The following is a 17,200-nucleotide window of genomic DNA, read 5'->3' on the forward strand; positions in this document are numbered from 1 at the left end:
ATCCGGAGAACACCATGGACACCAAAGTCAAACCCAACATCGAGAACCTGCGCATCAACGGAGATCGCCTGTGGTCGTCGCTCATGGAGCTGGCGCAGATCGGCGCCACCCCCAAGGGCGGCGTGTGCCGCCTCACCCTCACCGACCTGGACAAACAAGGCCGTGACTTGGTGACCCGCTGGGCACGCGAAGCGGGCATGACCGTCACCATCGACAAGATCGGCAACGGCTTCATGCGCCGCCCCGGGCGCAACAACAACCTGCCCCCCATCATGACCGGCAGCCACATCGACACCCAGCCCACCGGCGGCAAGTTCGACGGCAACTACGGCGTGCTGGCAGGCATCGAGGTCGTGCGAACGCTCAACGACCACGGCATCGAAACCGAGGCCCCCATCGAAGTCGCGTTCTGGACCAATGAAGAAGGCAGCCGCTTCGTGCCCGTGATGATGGGCTCCGGAGTCTTCGCCAAGGCCTTCACGCTGGAGCACGCCTACTCCGCCACCGACACCGAAGGCAAGACGGTGAAGGGCGAGCTGGAGCGCATCGGCTACATCGGAGACCAGGAACCGGGAGACCACCCCATCGGCGCCTACTTCGAAACCCACATCGAACAAGGCCCGGTGCTGGAAGACAACGACAAGACCATCGGCGTGGTCAGCGGCGTGCTGGGAATCCGCTGGTTTGACTGCACCGTGACCGGCATGGAAGCCCACGCAGGCCCCACGCCCATGGCCCTGCGCAAGGACGCCCTGCTGGCCGCCACACGCATCATGCAAGACGTAGTCGCTGCCGCCCACCGCCACCCGCCGCATGGGCGCGGCACCGTGGGCATGGTGCAGGTGTTCCCCAACAGCCGCAACGTGATTCCGGGCCGGGTCAAATTCAGCATCGACCTGCGCAACAGCACCGACGCGCTGGTCGACCAGATGGCTGCAGAGGTGAAGGCCTTTGCCGACCAGGTGGCCCAAGAACACGGCGTGCAGGTGCACATCGAGATGGTGTCCAGCTACCCCGCGCAGCTCTTCCAGCCCGAGTGTGTGGAGGCCGTAGGCCGCGCAGCCGCCAAGCTGGGCTACAGCCACATGCCCGCTGTCTCGGGCGCGGGGCACGACGCCGTCTACATGGCCAAGCTCGCGCCCAGCGGCATGATCTTCATCCCGTGCAAGGACGGCATCAGCCACAACGAGATCGAGGATGCCAAACCCGAGCACATCGAGGCCGGGTGCAACGTGCTGCTGCATGCCATGCTGGAGCGTGCAGGGACTTGATGCTATTTAAATAGTAGCTGTCGGCGCTTTATGGAAAAGCGCTGGCGCTCAATCTGGCTTGAAGTCTGGTACTGGGCTCAGGCGGCATGGGGCTGCGCAGGATGCTCTCGTCGGGGCGGCGCGCAGCCTGGTACGGCTCCATAAGTCGAGGGCGGGCACTTCTGCCGATCTGTGCTTGAATCCGATTTCCCTTCCAGGCTCACTTCACCCAGGCTGCCCATGTTTGCTCGCCGCATCGCGCTGCGCAGTTTTTTGACCTTTGCGCTGCTGGCGATTCTCCTGCCGATCTCGCTGGCCAGCGGCACCCTCTTTTATCGCTCTGCTGTGGGCGCGATGGAGGGCTTTGCACTCCAATTGGCCGACGAAGTCTCGCAGCGGGTGCGCGAAAAGCTGTTGTCTTTTTCGATGTGCCCCAGCGGGCGGTGGCTTTCAATGTAGAACAGGCGCGTGCCGGTCTGTTGATGGTCGATCACCCGGACCAGCTCATGAAGCAGTTCATGCTGCAGATTGACCAGCAGCCGCAGTTGACGTTCATCTCTCTGGGGACGCGGGAGGGCGAGTACTTCGCCGGCAGCCGTCCACCCCTAGGGAGTGACCGGGCGCTGCGCATGATGCGAGCCACGATCAGCGGAGATCGTGCGATGGAGGTCTTTCGGGTGGATGAGCTGACACGCCAGCCCACGCTGATTTCGCGCAGTGAGATCGATTTTGATGCGCGCAACAGACCCTGGTACACCAACGCCCTGGATTACGACGGGACGTCATGGTACGCACCCTATCGTTACAAGATCGAGGACGTGCAAGGCGCCTATCGTGCGATCGGTATGGGGGCATCCGCGCCATTGCGTGCCAGGAACGGCGATCTGATTGGCATTGTCACGGCAGACGTTTCGCTGTCGCAGCTGAACGATTTCTTGAATACCGTCGCTTCGGAGTCTGGCGGAAAGGCGTTTCTGGCGGAGGCATCTGGAGAGCTGCTGGCCATGTCTTCAGCCGATGCCTCCATGGGGCTCACGGGGGCTGCCGGTGAGCGGCGGCCGCGCATGGACGAGAGTGGAGATCCCGTGGTGCGTGCTCTGGGGCAGCACATCCTGCGCACCGGTCAGGTGGAGGGGCATGAGTTCATGGAAGTGGGTGGCGAGCGGCATCTGATGCGCTGGTGGACGCATGTGTTGCACAAGGGGCCGACGCTCACTATGGCCATCATGCTGCCGGAGAGTCGCTTCGATGCTCCGCTGCGCGGGGTGTTGCGCAACACCATCTACACCACGCTGGCTGTGATGCTGGCATCCGTACTTTTCTCGCTCTTTGTCGCCAGTCGCCTGGTTCGTCCGCTGCAATCGCTCAGCGACTGGGCGACTCGCCTGACCCAGGATGACTGGACGGCCAAGGCACCCAAGTCCAGCCCGATCCGTGAGCTGCGCTCGTTGGCCGATGCGATGGGCTACATGGCGCGTCACATGCAGGAGCATGCACAAGACCTGGAAGCCATGGTTGCGCAGCGCACCCAGGAGCTGGAGAGTGCTGTCGCTTCCATCGAGCAGACGGTCCTCGATCAACGCCATTTCATTGCCATGCTTTCGCATGAGGTGCGTTCGCCGCTGGCGGTGATCAACACCGCAGGTCAACTGCTGGCGCTGCGCTCCAAGGACATACCGGCGCAGGAGGCGCTGGCCCAGCGCATCCTGCGCGGTTCTGCGCGCTTGAGCTATTTCTTCGACAACTGCCTGACCCAGGACCGCATCGACAGCCAGAACTTCGCGCTCGAGCCCGTGGATGTGGACGTGGCTGAAATGGTCATGTGGGTCACGGAAAACGGCGGCCAGCTGTCCACAGCGCATACCGTGCAGCAGCAAGTGCAGGCCGATCTGCCGGCGCTGCATGGCGACCCGGTACTGCTGCGGGTGATGCTGATGAACCTGCTGTCGAACGCTTTCAAATATGCACCGGCTGGGACGACGGTGTTGCTGCGTGTGACGCGAGAGGCGGGGCGCTGTCGTCTGTCGGTCGAAGACGAGGGCCCGGGTATTCAGCCCGACGAGCAGCAGAAGGTGTTTGAAAAGTACCGGCGAGGACGAACCGCTGAGGGCAAACCCGGTGCCGGATTGGGGCTGGCCTTGGTAAAAGGCATAGTCGAACTGCATGGCGGCACGATTACGCTGCAGTCCCGGTCGCCGACCGGCATGTGTTTTGTGATTGAACTTCCCTTTTCGGTGGCCTGAATATTGCGTCTTGCGCAGGGACCGAAGGCACTTCCCGCATGACCCAACAAAAACCCCACATCGCCATTGTTGAGGACGACTCGGACCAGTTGCACAGCATCGAAGAGTTCCTGCTCGATTCTGGCTACAGCGTCTGGGGCGCCGAGAGTGCGGAAGCCTTCTACAAGGGATTCACGGTGCGGCCCGTGGATGTGGTGATTCTTGACCTGGGCCTGCCAGGCGAAGATGGCCTGAGCGTGGCCTCGCTGCTAAAGTCCAGGCCTGAGGTGGGTGTGATCATTCTGAGCGCTCGCGATGCCCTCAATGACCGCCTTGCCGGCATGCGTGCTGGCGCAGATCGTTACCTGGTCAAGCCCGTCAACCTGCGGGAGCTGGCTGCGAACATTGATGCGACTGCCAACCGCCTTGCGCCGCGCACGGCGGCATCCGGCCTGGACATTTCAGTTCGCGCTCAAAGTGCTCCGGCGCCCGTATGGGTCCTTGCGGTCAAGGACTGGACGCTGAGCTCGCCGCACGGCAAACAGCTCAAGCTGACGACCCATGAGTTCATGTTTTTCCAGCAGCTCTTGCGTGCGCAGGGCCAGCAAGTCTCCAAGCGCGAGCTGAGCGATCATCTGTTCGGCGCGCGCGCCCAGAACGGCGCAGAACGCCTGAACCTGCTTCTCACGCGCTTGCGCAAGAAGGCGGCGGAAGCCTTTGCGGAACCACTGCCCGTGAAGACCCTTCACCAGATCGGCTACGTGTTCACAGCTGACGCGCAAATCACCCAGGACGTCTCCCGCCTGCACTGAGTGCATGCCGGGGAGTGCACGGCCTGGGCCGCGTTGTCACGCAATCCCGACGCTTCGGACTCCGCCTTCCAGGCACTTCATGGTGCATGGCGGGCAGTTGCGTGCGCAGTCGCGGTGCGTGGAGAAACCCTCTTGGTGCAATCAAGGGTTAACCCTTGATTCGCATGAATCCAAATGAAAGATCGTGAAAGTTCACGAAGTCCCTTTGCTGCGCACTATGGAGGCCGCAAATCACGCGATCCATCCATTCACCTTCAAGGGAGTCCTTCATGCAACGTCGGCAAATATTGCAAGTCTCGGCACTGTCAGCGCTGGCTGCGTCCATGGGCCTGACCCGTAGTGCGTTTGCACAGGTCGCTGGTGCCATTCAGTTCGGCTGTCCCGTGCCCATGTCGGGCCCGTTTGCGGCGAATGGCAAGTTTGCCGATCTGGGCATGAAGCTGGCCATTGAGCAATATGGCAAGGCACTGAATCGTCCGCTGGCCTACACCCTGCTGGACACCGAGGGCAAGCCCGCCACCGCTGTGCGCAAAGTGCAGGAAGCGGCGCAGCAGCAAGGTGCGCGCTTCTTCGCGGGCGGCATTCTGTCGGGCGAGGCCCTGGCCATGGGCAAGGAGGCCGAGAAGGCCGGAGGCCTGTTTGTCACCACTGCCGGAGCTGACGAACTCACGGGCGCGGACTGCAATGTGGCGACCTTCCGCTGGTCGGTGCCGACCTTCGGCGCGGTCGAGCAGACTGTGCGACCGCTGATTGAGTCCATGCCCAAGGCCAAGCGCTGGTACACCATCACCCCGCAGTACGTCTTTGGCGATGGCCTTCTGTCGGCAGCCAAGAACATCTTCAAGGAAAAGGGCGTCGAGCATGTGGGCAACAGCTACCACTCGCTCGCGGAAAAGGAGTTCAGCGGCTACATCACCAACGCGATCGCGGCCAAACCCGATGTACTGCTGTTGCTGAACTTTGGCGCGCAATGCGCTGACACGCTGCGCCAGGCGGTGAGCTTTGGCATGCACAAGAACATGACGATTCTGGTGGCCTGGGCCTCGGGCCTGGAACAGTTCGAATCGCTGGGCGCCGACCTCTGCGACGGCATCTACTTCGGCGCCCAGTACTGGCACACCGTGGATTCCGAACTCAATCGCGATCTGGTCAAACGCACCAATGACAAGCTCAAGATCAATCCCAACTACAGCCTCGCGGGCTCGTACATCTGCACCAAGCTGCTGATCGACGGCATCATCAAGGCCAACTCGGTCGAGCAAAAGGCCGTGATCGCCGCACTCGAGGGACACAAGTACCAGGGCCTGACGGGCGAAGAAGAGGTACGCAAAGAAGACCACCAGGTCATCAAGAACTACTACCTGCTCAAGGGCAAAGCCAAGTCGAAGATGAAGAACAAGGACGACTACGTGGATGTGCTCAGTTCGGGCAAGTCGTTCCTGCCGGTGGACAAGACAGGCTGCAAGCGCGCCTGACAGTCAGCAAGGCCTGCGTGGCGGGCGGCTACCTGCAAGCCGCAACCGCCACGCCATTCCAGAACTGGTGAACCCAGGGTCCGCCCCATGGCGGCCTGCTGGGTCTGTTGCCCGAGCACTGTATGAATATCTATCTGCTACAGGTTATCAACGGGATCGGCATCGGCATGCTGTATTTCCTGTTGGCAGTCGGCCTGTCCATTGTTTTTGGTCTGCTGCGATTTGTGAACTTTGCCCATGGAGCGTTCTATCTGATCGGCGCCTATTTCTGCTATCAGATGACGCGTTGGGGCATGAGCTTCTGGTTGGCGTTGCTGGTCGTCCCTTTGGTTGTCGGCTTCATTGGCTGGGCGACGGAGAAGCTGGTCTTGCGCCATGTGTACGCGTCAGCGCACGAGTTTCACATCCTGGTCACCGTGGGTCTGGCCCTTGCAGCGCAGGAGTTGGTGATCCTGCAATGGGGCCCCTTGGGCGACAGCGTGGCCGTGCCCGATGCGCTTCAAGGGGTGGTGATGTGGGGCAGCTTCATCTACCCCAAGTACCGCCTGTTTGTGATTGGCTTCACGGCAGTGCTCTCTGTGCTGTTGTGGTGGGTGCTGGAGGGCACTCGCCTGGGCAGTGCCGTGCGTGCGGGCAGCGAGTCCACCGAGATGGTCTCGTTGCTGGGAATCAACGTGTTGCGGATCTTCAGTCTGGTGTTTGGGCTGGGAGCCGCCACAGCGGCCCTGGCCGGGGTGCTGGCCTCTCCGATACGCGGAGCCGAGCCCTTCATGGGCGTGGAGGCGCTTGCCGTGGCCTTCGTGGTGGTGGTGGTCGGAGGGCTTGGCAGCTTTGGCGGGGCGCTACTGGGTGGGCTCATGATCGGCATCGTGCAAAGCGTGATGAGCACGCTGTGGCCCGAAGGCGCTCGCCTGATGATTTACATCGCCATGGGCGCCGTGTTGTTGCTGAGGCCTCACGGCCTGCTGGGTCAAAAGGAGTGAAGCACATGAAAAAATACACCCATTTCATCCTGGCGGCTGTGGTGGTTCTGACCATGCCGTTGCTCATGCATTCCGGTTCTCTGGCGAGTGAAGTGCTGATCTTTGCGCTGGCTGCCATGGGATGCAATCTGCTGCTGGGCTTCACGGGCCTGCTGTCTTTCGGGCAGGGCATCTTCTTCGGTCTGGGCAGCTACACGGTGGCGCTGATGCTGAGCCGCTGGGCGGTGCCCATGCCGCTGGCGTTGCTGCTGGCAACATTGATGGGCGCACTGGGCGCTGCCCTGGTCGGCTGGGTGGCCATCCGTCAGCGAGGGACCTATTTCGTGATGCTGACGCTGGCCTTCTCGCAGATGTTTTACTTCATTGCCTACACAGCGACCGATCTCACGGGCGGCGACAACGGCTTGATGGACGTGCCGCGCCCCAACCTCTCGCTGTTTGGTGCAGACCTGTGGACGCTGGCTACGCCCTGGCAGTTCTATGGCTTTGTGTCGCTGCTGTTCCTGATCGTTTTCTGGTTGTTGCTCAGGGTGTCCAACTCCACATTTGGCCGCACGTTGCTGGCGGTGCGTGACAACGAGGAGCGCGCTGCGGCCATTGGCTACAACCTGCGTTTGCTCAAGCTGCAGGCGTTTGTGATTTCGGGTGCGGTCACTGGGCTGGCGGGGGCGTTGCACGCCATGATGACGGGGTTGGCTCCGCTGTCCAACGCCGAACTGCACACCAGCGAGATGATTCTGATCATGACCGTGATCGGCGGCACCGGAAATCTGTTCGCCTCGTTGCTGGGCTCAGCGTTCTACCTGTTGCTGGCGGACTGGCTGTCCCAGTTGTGGCCGCGATGGCTGCTGCTGCTGGGGGTGGCGCTGATTGCCGTCAGCCTGTGGATGCAGCGTGGCCTGTGGGGCCTGGGTGAAATGCTGTGGCGCAAGCTGCAGGGGCAGCGCAATACGGCAACGGCTGCAACTGCGAAGGGAGAACAGGCATGAACACCAAGTCTCCGATCCTGCTGGAAGCCATCGATGTCGAGAAGCATTACGGCAAGTTTCCCGCGCTGGGCGGCGTGAGCCTGCAGGTGCGCGCCAACACAGTGCACTCCGTGATCGGCCCGAATGGCGCTGGCAAGACCACGCTGTTTCACATGCTCACTGGTACCAAGACCGTAAGTGGCGGGCGCATCCTGTTTGACGGCCAGGATGTGACGGACGAGCCCGACTACCGCCGTGTGCAACGGGGCATTGCGCGTTCGTTTCAGGTCACCAGCCTGTTCCTCACGCTGTCGGTGCGGGAGAACCTGCGCCTGGGCGCACAGGGTGTGGCCCCCATGCACGCGCTGAACCCCTGGCACGAGCCGGTGGGCGCACGTGCGCAGAAGGAAGTGGTCGAAGCCGTTCTTGCAAAGGTGGGGCTGGAGTCACTGGCCGACACGCCGGCCGGCAACCTGTCACACGGGCAGCAGCGCCGGCTGGAGGTCGGCATGGCCTTGTCGGCGCGGCCCAAGGCCATCTTTCTGGACGAGCCTACATCGGGCATGGGCATTGATGACCTGGAAGAGATGAAGCGTCTCATCAAGAGCCTTCGTGACCAGCACACCGTGGTCCTGATCGAGCACAACATGAACATCGTGATGGATATCTCTGACACGGTAACGGTGATGCAGATGGGGCGTGTGCTGGCCGAAGGCCTGCCGCACGACATCCGCAGCGATGACCGGGTGCGCACGGCCTATCTGGGCAACATGATCACGGGGGGGAAAGCATGATTCTCGCGCTGGACAACATTCACGCCCATTACGGCAAAAGCCACGTGCTGCAAGGGGTGAGTTTTGAGGTGGGCGATGGTGAGCTGGTCACCTTGCTGGGGCGCAATGGCGCCGGCAAGACGACCACGCTCAAGAGCATCGTCGGGGTGGTGCCTTCCACCAGCGGCAGCATCCGGTTTGCCGGCAAGCCGGTGCAGGGGTTGCCTCCCCACGTCATCGCCAGCCAGGGCGTGTGCCTGGTACCGGAACACCGCGGCATCTTCAAGCTGCTGACGGTGGAAGAAAACCTGCTGCTTGGGCAGCGCAAACGCTCACCATGGCAGCTTGACGATGTCTACCGCATCTTCCCGCGCCTCAAGGAGCGGCGCACCAACGGCGGCGGCCAGTTGTCCGGGGGCGAGCAGCAGATGCTGGCCATCGGGCGGGCGCTGATGAACAACCCCAAGCTGCTGATGCTGGACGAGCCCGTGGAAGGGCTCGCTCCGGTAATCGTTGAAGAGATCGTGTCCCAGCTCAAGACCATCAAGGCGGCCGGAGTGGCCATCCTGCTGGTGGAGCAGAACCTGGAGGTCTGCACGCAACTGGCAGACAGGCATTGCGTGCTGGAGCAGGGCCGCATTGTCTACACGGCGGACAACGCCACCTTCCTGGCCGACGAAGAGGTCAAGGACCGCTATCTGGGCGTTGGCCTGGTCTGATTTGCATTGCGAGCTGTCATGAAATTTCTGATCGCGCGTCTCAACCACGAGACCAATACCTTTTCACCCGTCGCCACGCCGCTGGCATCGTTTGCGCCTGACTATGACGACGCGGCCTTCCAGGCAAACAAGGGCATGCGTACGGCGATGGCGGCGTTCATCGATGCGGCGCAGGGCCTGGGGGCGCAGTGCATCACGCCAGTGTCTGCCACGGCCAATCCCAGCGGCACGGTCGATGCCGAGGCCTATCGCGTCCTGACAGACCGCATCGTGGCGGCGGCTCCTGGTTGCGACGCGATCTTGCTGGACCTGCACGGGGCCATGGTGGTGCAGAGCACGCCCGATGGCGAAGGCGACCTGCTGGCGCGCGTGCGTGCCACTGCACCGGGCGTGCCACTGGGCGTGGCGCTCGACCTGCACGGCAACATCACGCAGACCATGGTGGACAACGCCGATGTGATGGTGGGCTTCAAGACCTATCCGCACATCGACATGTACGAGACGGGTGCGCATGTGGCGCGTCTGGTGCTGCAGATGCTCCAGGAGGGGCGCCAATGGGCCGTCCGCTGGAAGCAATTGCCACTGATGAGCCATACGCTGCGCAGCACCACGCTCAATGGCGCCATGGCGCGCGCCGTGGCGGCCGCAACCGAAGCGGAGCGTGAGGGCGTGCCGGGCATGACGGTGTTTGCCGGGTTCTGCCTCGCTGACATTCCTGCGCCTTGCATGAGCGTGGTCGCCACTGTCGAAGCTACTGCTGACGGTGAAGCGCAGGCCGCTGTGGCCCTGCAGCAGGTGGCAAGCCAGATATGGAATGAGCGCGCCGATTACGTGTACCGGAGTGAACCCCTGAATGCGGTGTTCGACCGTGCAGCCGCCATGGCGCAAGGTGCCGACAAGCCCGTGTTGTTGCTCGATCACAGCGACAACTGCATGTCGGGTGGCACGTGCGACACCATGGATGTCTTGCAGGCGGCGTGGGCGCAAGGCCTGGAGGGCATTGCCACCGGGCCGCTGTGCGATCCGCAGGCTGTGGCCGAACTGGTGGCGGCCGGGGTGGGCGCGCAAGTGTCGCTGCGCTTGGGCAACAAGGTGCCGTTAACCCAGCTGGGTCTGCACAAAGATCCTGTGCCGGTACAGGGCACTGTGCGGGCCATCAGCGATGGCAGCTACACGGTCACCGGCCCCATCTACACAGGCCAGCGCTGTTCGATGGGGCGGGCTGTGTGGCTGGACCTGGGCCACACGCAGATCGTGGTGGTTGAGCAGCCCCACGAGCCGTGGGATCTGGGCGTGTTCTCCTGTGTGGGCCTCGACCCCACCATTTACCCCTACCTGCTGCTCAAGTCGCGCATGTACTGCAGGCCTGTCTTCGTGCCGTTGTCGGCGGGTTTGGTGGAGTGCGACAGCCAGGGCCCCACGAGCTCCGACTACAGCCTGTTTCCCTACCAAAACCTGCGCCGCCCGGTGTACCCGCTCGACGCCCTGTAAGCCCGTTTGATTCCATTGCCAGAGGCCACCATGAACAATTCCGCAAAAATGAACATTGATACCTTGCGCGTCAACGGTGACCGCCTGTGGGCCTCGCTCATGGAGCTGGCCCAGATCGGCGCCACCCCCAAAGGCGGCGTGTGCCGCCTGACCCTCACCGACCTGGACAAACAAGGCCGCGACCTCGTCACCCGCTGGGCGCGCGAGGCAGGCATGACGGTGACCATCGACAAGATCGGCAACGGCTTCATGCGCCGCCCCGGGCGCAACAACAACCTGCCCCCCATCATGACCGGCAGCCACATCGACACCCAGCCCACCGGCGGCAAGTTCGACGGCAACTACGGCGTGCTGGCAGGCATCGAGGTCGTGCGAACGCTCAACGACCACGGCATCGAAACCGAGGCCCCCATCGAAGTCGCGTTCTGGACCAATGAAGAAGGCAGCCGCTTCGTGCCCGTGATGATGGGCTCCGGAGTCTTCGCCAAGGCCTTCACGCTGGAGCACGCCTACTCCGCCACCGACACCGAAGGCAAGACGGTGAAGGGCGAGCTGGAGCGCATCGGCTACATCGGAGACCAGGAACCGGGAGACCACCCCATCGGCGCCTACTTCGAAACCCACATCGAACAAGGCCCGGTGCTGGAAGACAACGACAAGACCATCGGCGTGGTCAGCGGCGTGCTGGGAATCCGCTGGTTTGACTGCACCGTGACCGGCATGGAAGCCCACGCAGGCCCCACGCCCATGGCCCTGCGCAAGGACGCCCTGCTGGCCGCCACACGCATCATGCAAGACGTAGTCGCTGCCGCCCACCGCCACCCGCCGCATGGGCGCGGCACCGTGGGCATGGTGCAGGTGTTCCCCAACAGCCGCAACGTGATTCCGGGCCGGGTCAAATTCAGCATCGACCTGCGCAACAGCACCGACGCGCTGGTCGACCAGATGGCTGCAGAGGTGAAGGCCTTTGCCGACCAGGTGGCCCAAGAACACGGCGTGCAGGTGCACATCGAGATGGTGTCCAGCTACCCCGCGCAGCTCTTCCAGCCCGAGTGTGTGGAGGCCGTAGGCCGCGCAGCCGCCAAGCTGGGCTACAGCCACATGCCCGCTGTCTCGGGCGCGGGGCACGACGCCGTCTACATGGCCAAGCTCGCACCCAGCGGCATGATCTTCATCCCCTGCAAGGACGGCATCAGCCACAACGAGATCGAGGATGCGAAACCCGAGCACATCGAGGCCGGGTGCAACGTGCTGCTGCATGCCATGCTGGAGCGTGCAGGGACTTGATGCTATCTAAATAATAGCTTTATGCGCTTATTGGATAAGCGCTAGAGGCTGTTCTTGCTTGAGGTCTGGCTGCACGTTGTCAGTGCAGCTCCGTCAGCCCCAGGAAGTGGTCCAGCATGTGGAAGTGGTCTTCAAAGAATTCCTCTTCCATCCCCGCCAGCTGGTCGATGCGTGTCCACTGCACCTGCAGCGCGTCGTCGTCTGCTTGCACGTTTGGAAACTGCGCATCTCCCAAATCAAAGTAGTGCGCATGCGTGATGGTGCGGCCGCGCTGGCTGCGGTCGGGGTGGTCGAACACGGCCACGGACTGCAGCGCGGCGCGCATGGTGGCCTCGGGCAGGTGGCAGTGGGTTTCTTCCACCAGTTCGCGCAGGCAGGACTGCCACACCGTTTCGCGCTGTTCGATGAAGCCACCGGGCACGGCCAGCTGGCCCTTGCCGGGTGCGTGTGCGCGGCGGATCAGCAGCACATGGTCTTGGCAGCGCAGCACGGCGTCCACCGTCACGAACACGGGCGGGTAGGGCGCGGCAGCCCAGGCCTGGCGGTAGCCGCGCAGCATCTGCCACTCCTGCTGCAGCGCCAGGTAGTGCTGGGTGTGTGCAAACTCCGTCAGGGTTGCCAGGGTGCTGGCAGGCATCTGGTCGGCCAGGGGGGTGAGGGTGGACTGCACCGTGTCGGGCGTTGCGCCAAACCAGGCGTCGCGGATGGCGGTGGCGTCGATGGGGCCCTGGCGCTCCATATGGATCAGCTCCCAGCCCGGGAACGCGCTCAGGTAGCCGCTGGTGGCGTCCTTGAAGTGGCCCACCAGACCGATCCGCGCACCGGGTGTCGTCAGCCGCGCCACGCCCTGGCGCACGGCCTGCACCCAGACCGCCTCGTTGTAATAGTCGCGCATGGGCAGGACCACCATGCGGCTGCGGTCGGCCTCGGGCAACGCATTGCGCAGCATGGCCTCGCGCTCTGGCCAGGTGAAGGGGTTCTTGGGCGAGCGTGCCTGCCAGGCCGAGCCCACCACCACGATGACCTGCTGCGCGCTGTCGAGCGCGCGCTGCAGCAGCGCCATGTGGCCGTTGTGCACGGGCTCAAAACGCCCGATGTAGATGGCGGTATCGACCATGTGTCTCCAGTCGTTGTCGGGTTCTAAGAGCGGCTCACAAAACTCCCCTGGCGTCGTTGTTCCGTCTTGTCGTACCGCTTGTACTGCCTGCGACGGAACGCCTAGCCAGGGCCGCTGCGCTGAGTTTTGTGAGCCGCTCTCAATGTTTTTGGTCGCTAGCGCTTATCCATAAAGCGCTTGCAGCTATCTTTTTGGTAGTAATTTTACCCTGGAGCCGTATTACACATACCGCGCAGCAATCGGCATCTGCCGCCCGCTGCCAAAAGCCCGCGCCCGCACGCGCACGATGGGCGGGGCCTGGCGGCGTTTGTATTCGTTGCGCGCGACCATCATGCGGACGCGCTGCACCAGGGCGCGGCCCGCGTCGTCGGTCTGCAGCTGCGCCACAAAATTCTGGGCCGCCTGGTGCTCCGCGGCAGAAAGGCGGTCGCCTTCGATCAGCAGCTTGAGCACTTCGTCGAGCACGGGGTAGGGCGGCAGGCTGTCCACATCGCGCTGGCCGGGTGCCAGTTCGGCAGAGGGTTCCTTGTCGATGATGGCCTGCGGAATCAGCGCGCGCCCGGCGTGTTCGTTGACGTGGCGCGACAGGGCAAACACCTCCGTCTTGTAGAGGTCGCCAATCAGGCCCAGGCCGCCATTGGTGTCGCCATACAGCGTGCAATAGCCCACCGAGATTTCGCTCTTGTTGCCCGTGGTGAGCAGCAGGTGGCCGAAGGCGTTGGAGTATTCCATCAGCACCGTTCCGCGAATGCGCGCCTGCAGATTTTCGAGCGGTAGGCCTTGCAGCGGTTGGCCAAAGCTGGCCTCGAACTGCTGCGCATAGCCCGCCACCAGCTCGGCAATCGGGTGGGTGAAGAGCCGCACGCCGAGGTTGTTGCACAACGCCACCGAGTCATCGACCGAGCCGCTGCTGGAGTAACGCGAGGGCATGGTCACGCCCACCACGTTGTTCGCACCCAGCGCCTCTACAGCGAGCGCCAGCGTCAGTGCGCTGTCGATGCCGCCAGAGCTGCCCACCACCACCTGCGTAAAGCCACAGCGCCGCGCGTAGTCGCGCAGGCCCAGCACGATTTGCTGGCGGTAGAAGTCCATGGTGGGCAGACCCTGTGCGGGCACGGGGGCGGGGCGTGCGCCTTCCGCGCTCAGAAAATGCCCGTTGTCGAACTGGAGCGTGCGCACGTCTTCCACAAACCGCTGGGCTTCGAAGACGACACCCGCATCGGGCTCGGCCGCGAACGATGCGCCGTCGTACACCACCTGGTCATGCCCACCGATCTGGTTCACGTACAGGATCGGCAGGCCGTGGCGGCGCGCAGCGTCGGCAAAGATCTGGTGACGCTGCTCGCGTTTGCCGGTGTGGCTGGGGCTGGCGTTGATGCTCACCACCAGGTCGGGCGCGGCGTCGCGCATGCGCTCGAAAGGGTTGGTGGCGTAGTCGGCGCCGTGGTCGTTCCAGCCGTCTTCGCAGATCAGCAGGCCCACCTGCGTGCTGCCGATGCGCAGCACCTTGGCGACGTCCGGGCCGGGCTCGAAGTGGCGGCGCTCGTCAAAGATGTTGTACGTGGGCAGTAGCTGCTTGGCGTATTGCAAGCGCACAGCCCCGCCTTGCAGCACCAGCAGGCTGTTGTGCAAGCGCTTGCCGGGGCCGCGCGCGGGTGTGGGCGCGCCCAACACCCAGTGCAGCTGGGGTAATTCAGCAGAGGCCTGTTGTAACGCGGAGATGCCGGCCTCCATGCGTTGCTGAAAGCCGGTTTCCTCCAGCATGTCGCCGGGGTAGTAGCCGCACAGCGACAGCTCGCTGAACACGATGAGGTCAGCCTGCTCGCGCGCGGCTTGCTGGGCTGCGGACACCATGCGGGCCACGTTGCCTTCGATGTCGCCGACAGTGAAGTTGAGCTGTGCAAGGGTGATGCGGAGCATGGTGTCAGTCCTTCACGTTGAAAACTTGACGCAGGTAGGCCAGGTAGGTTTCATCGTCGCACAGCGTCTTGCCGGGCGTGTCCGACAGCTTGGCCACGGGCTGCCCGTTGGCGCGCACCAGTTTCATCACGATGTTCAGCGGCTTGTGGTCTGCACCCATGTCGTTGGTCAGGTTGGTGCCAATGCCAAAGCCGAGCTGCGTGCGGTCGCCAAAGTGGCGGTACAGCATGAGGGCGCGTTCGAGGTCGAGCCCGTCCGAGAACACCAGCCGCTTGGTGTGTGCGTCGATGCGCAGCCGGGTGTAGTGCGCGAGGGCTTTTTCGCCCCAGGCAACCGGGTCGCCCGAGTCGTGGCGCAGGCCGTCGAACAGCTTGGCGAAGTACAGGTCAAAGTCAGCGAGAAAGGCGTCCATGCCCACGGTGTCGGTCAGCGCAATGCCCAGGTCGCCCCTGTATTCCTGCACCCAGTCTTCGAGCGCGGCCTTTTGGAAGTCGCGCAGCCGCACGCCCAGGGACTGGTAGGTCTGCAAATACTCGTGCGCCATGGTGCCGATGGGCACCAGGTTCAAATCGCGTGCCAGCAGCACGTTGCTGGTGCCCTTGAACCACTGCGGCGTTTGTGTGGCAAAGGTCTGCACCACCTCGCGCTGCCAGGCGCCGCTGTAGCGGCGGCGCAGGCCAAAGTCGAACAGCTCGAAAGGGTGGCGCAGCGTGGCCTGCCGGGCCAGGGCCTGCAGCTGATGCACTTTGGCGGCCAGCCGTGCACGGCCGCTGGCGAGGGCCTGGGCCGCGTCAAAACGGCGAAAGTACAGCTCGTTCACGATGGCCAGCACGAAGATCTCAAACCCCATCACATGCACCTGTGGGCCTTGCGCCACGATGTGCAGTTGCTCGCCCTCGGCCCAGGCGCTGATGAAACTGCGCTGGAACTGGAAGATGCGCAGGAAGTCCACATAGTCGCTCTTGATGTAGCGCAGGCTGCCCACATAGGCCAGCTCTTCGGGCGTGAAGCGCAGGCTGCACAGGTGGTCCAGCGCAGCGTTCACCTCTGGCAGCAGCTCGGCCAGCGGGTAGGCTGGGGTGTTGCGGCACACAAAGCGGTATTCGCTTTGTGTTTGTGGGTGGCGGTGCAGCAGGGCCTGCCACATCGTGAACTTGTAGAGGTCGGTGTCGAGCAGGCTGGTGATGACGGGGTTCATGGTGTTGCTCCAAAATTGGTAGCTGCTAGCACTTGATAGATAAGCGCTGGAGCCTGATTTCATTCATATTGGCGAGCTGTGCACCGGCTGCACGCATGGCCTGCAGAAACGCCTGGTGCTGCGCCTCGAATCCGCCCACGGGGCTCATGCCGTCGGTCAGCAGCACGATGCGGCTCGCCTGCCAGCCCGTCACCAGGCGGGGCAGGTGCTGCGCGATGTGCTCGGTGGTCGAGCGCACGCAGTGGCTGCTGGCCTCGCCCGCGATCAGCAGCACATCGGCCTGGCCCAGCGACTGCAGCAGGGCGGTGTTGAGTGCGGTGCCTTCGTCGTCCGCATCGGGCACCTCGGCCTCGATGGCGCTGTAGTGCTCCGTCCAGGGGTTGGTGCCCTTGAACACATTGCGCACCGCGCGCTGGCGCTGGAGCTGCCAGGCCCCGCAGGCGGCCAGTACATCGGCGTGCACGCCATGGCCCCAACTGCCCACCTCGCAGTGCACCGGCCACACCATCAGCGTATAGCGGCCTTGGGCTTCGAGTGCGTCCAGATACCCCAGAGTGCGGGGCAGGGCCGTGGTATCACGCGGTGTGTAGTCGCCTGCGCGCACTTGGGCGGCGGTGATGGGGGTGAAGGGCGCCACATCGGCCCCCGCGCCGGTCTGCCAGAAGCCAGGGTGGGCGATATCAAAGCGCTGGTGCGAATCGAGCGTGACGGTGATCCCATCAAGCTGGTCACCCTGGTTGCGGATGAACTGGGCCAGGCGCTGCATGTCGGCATGGGCACCCGGTACAGGCAGTGTGGGGGCGGTGTGCTGTCCGGTGAGCGCATCCACGGGCTGCCATGCGGCAGGCAGATCGCAAAAGTCGTTTTGCGGGTCAATCACCAGCAGCTGGATGTTGCGGGGCATGGTCTTCTCCTGGGTTGTTGGATGCAGTGTAATCTTGTTAGTAAAAAAAATGAACTAACTGAGTTGAAAGCACTTGTTTCG

At 63.3% G+C, this 17,200-nt stretch carries 15 protein-coding genes; 11 read left to right on the forward strand and 4 right to left on the reverse strand.

The window, feature by feature from the left end; all coding sequences use genetic code 11:
• Window positions 1-14: 14 nt before the first annotated feature.
• The 11 genes from EXV95_RS21535 to EXV95_RS21585 all read left to right on the forward strand — a co-directional run bounded on the left by EXV95_RS21535 (window position 15) and on the right by EXV95_RS21585 (window position 11,980).
• Window positions 15-1,271, forward strand: a complete 1,257-nt coding sequence (locus tag EXV95_RS21535; protein WP_176888407.1) for a Zn-dependent hydrolase — start codon at window positions 15-17, stop codon at window positions 1,269-1,271.
• A gap of 219 nt (window positions 1,272-1,490) precedes the next feature.
• A complete protein-coding gene (locus EXV95_RS21540) occupies window positions 1,491-1,709 on the forward strand; it encodes a hypothetical protein (RefSeq protein ID WP_176888408.1) in 219 nt (72 codons plus the stop codon).
• 47 nt (window positions 1,710-1,756) lie between these two features.
• Window positions 1,757-3,493 (forward strand): sensor histidine kinase, encoded by a 1,737-nt coding sequence (locus tag EXV95_RS21545; protein WP_176888409.1) that lies wholly within the window; start codon window positions 1,757-1,759, stop codon window positions 3,491-3,493.
• A gap of 38 nt (window positions 3,494-3,531) precedes the next feature.
• Entirely contained in the window at window positions 3,532-4,284 is a 753-nt protein-coding gene (locus EXV95_RS21550) for a response regulator (protein ID WP_176888410.1), read from the forward strand.
• Between the two features lie 269 nt (window positions 4,285-4,553).
• Window positions 4,554-5,759: an ABC transporter substrate-binding protein gene (locus EXV95_RS21555; protein ID WP_176888411.1), complete on the forward strand. Its 1,206-nt coding sequence runs from the start codon at window positions 4,554-4,556 to the stop codon at window positions 5,757-5,759.
• A gap of 122 nt (window positions 5,760-5,881) precedes the next feature.
• Window positions 5,882-6,742: a branched-chain amino acid ABC transporter permease gene (locus tag EXV95_RS21560; protein ID WP_176888412.1), complete on the forward strand. Its 861-nt coding sequence runs from the start codon at window positions 5,882-5,884 to the stop codon at window positions 6,740-6,742.
• 5 nt (window positions 6,743-6,747) lie between these two features.
• Window positions 6,748-7,731, forward strand: a complete 984-nt coding sequence (locus EXV95_RS21565) for a branched-chain amino acid ABC transporter permease (RefSeq protein ID WP_055399326.1) — start codon at window positions 6,748-6,750, stop codon at window positions 7,729-7,731.
• Window positions 7,728-8,504 carry an ABC transporter ATP-binding protein gene (locus EXV95_RS21570; protein ID WP_055399324.1) on the forward strand — a complete coding sequence of 259 codons (777 nt, stop codon included), beginning with the start codon at window positions 7,728-7,730 and terminating at the stop codon, window positions 8,502-8,504. The genes EXV95_RS21565 and EXV95_RS21570 overlap by 4 nt, the downstream gene beginning before the upstream one ends.
• Complete coding sequence (locus EXV95_RS21575) at window positions 8,501-9,202, forward strand: ABC transporter ATP-binding protein (protein ID WP_055399322.1); 702 nt, start codon at window positions 8,501-8,503, stop codon at window positions 9,200-9,202. Before EXV95_RS21570 ends, EXV95_RS21575 begins: the two co-directional genes overlap by 4 nt.
• A gap of 18 nt (window positions 9,203-9,220) precedes the next feature.
• Window positions 9,221-10,693: a M81 family metallopeptidase gene (locus EXV95_RS21580; RefSeq protein ID WP_176888413.1), complete on the forward strand. Its 1,473-nt coding sequence runs from the start codon at window positions 9,221-9,223 to the stop codon at window positions 10,691-10,693.
• Window positions 10,694-10,723: 30 nt separating this feature from the next.
• Window positions 10,724-11,980: a Zn-dependent hydrolase gene (locus tag EXV95_RS21585; protein WP_176888414.1), complete on the forward strand. Its 1,257-nt coding sequence runs from the start codon at window positions 10,724-10,726 to the stop codon at window positions 11,978-11,980.
• A 79-nt stretch (window positions 11,981-12,059) separates the two neighbouring features.
• On the opposite strand, the gene EXV95_RS21590 is transcribed toward EXV95_RS21585, so the two are convergent.
• From EXV95_RS21590 to EXV95_RS21605, 4 genes are all read right to left on the reverse strand, one after another.
• On the reverse strand, window positions 12,060-13,097 hold the full coding sequence (locus EXV95_RS21590; RefSeq protein WP_176888415.1) for a bifunctional nicotinamide-nucleotide adenylyltransferase/Nudix hydroxylase: 1,038 nt from the start codon (window positions 13,095-13,097) through the stop codon (window positions 12,060-12,062).
• Between the two features lie 219 nt (window positions 13,098-13,316).
• Window positions 13,317-15,017: an NAD+ synthase gene (locus EXV95_RS21595; RefSeq protein ID WP_176888416.1), complete on the reverse strand. Its 1,701-nt coding sequence runs from the start codon at window positions 15,015-15,017 to the stop codon at window positions 13,317-13,319.
• Window positions 15,018-15,021: 4 nt separating this feature from the next.
• The gene (pncB, locus tag EXV95_RS21600; protein WP_176888417.1) at window positions 15,022-16,215 is read right to left on the reverse strand and encodes a nicotinate phosphoribosyltransferase; all 1,194 of its coding nucleotides are present in this window, start codon (window positions 16,213-16,215) and stop codon (window positions 15,022-15,024) included.
• 25 nt (window positions 16,216-16,240) lie between these two features.
• Window positions 16,241-17,119 carry a cysteine hydrolase gene (locus EXV95_RS21605; RefSeq protein WP_176888419.1) on the reverse strand — a complete coding sequence of 293 codons (879 nt, stop codon included), beginning with the start codon at window positions 17,117-17,119 and terminating at the stop codon, window positions 16,241-16,243.
• Window positions 17,120-17,200: the final 81 nt, after the last annotated feature.

It is taken from the genome of Acidovorax sp. JMULE5 (genome assembly GCF_013376875.1).
Taxonomy (GTDB): Bacteria; Pseudomonadota; Gammaproteobacteria; order Burkholderiales; family Burkholderiaceae_C; genus Acidovorax; species Acidovorax facilis.